Genomic DNA, 208 nt, shown 5'->3' with positions numbered 1-208 from the left:
CGCGTGGCTGTACCGCTACAGCAACGCCAAGCGGCTCGGTTACCTCAACGGTGTGACCATCGCGGTCTCCGACACCGACGGCAACAACCGCATCGACACCAACGTCTCCCCGTACTTCGACGGTGAGACCCTGGGCGTCTACAAGGCCGCTGCCGCCAACTGGTCCGGCAAGATCGTCTGATCAACCCCCCAGTAACGCAGAGTCAAG

The 208-nt window shown here is 62.5% G+C and carries 1 pseudogene; it reads left to right on the top strand.

Going from position 1 to position 208, the window contains the following annotated elements:
- Positions 1-181: pseudogene (locus tag HCK04_RS40840) on the top strand (hypothetical protein); the annotation flags it as partial.
- Positions 182-208: the final 27 nt, after the last annotated feature.

It is taken from the genome of Microbispora sp. CL1-1 (genome assembly GCF_012034195.1).
Lineage (GTDB): Bacteria > Actinomycetota > Actinomycetes > Streptosporangiales > Streptosporangiaceae > Microbispora.
The sequence above is the reverse complement of the archived record's forward strand: the minus strand, read 5'-3'. Positions and strand labels throughout refer to the sequence as shown.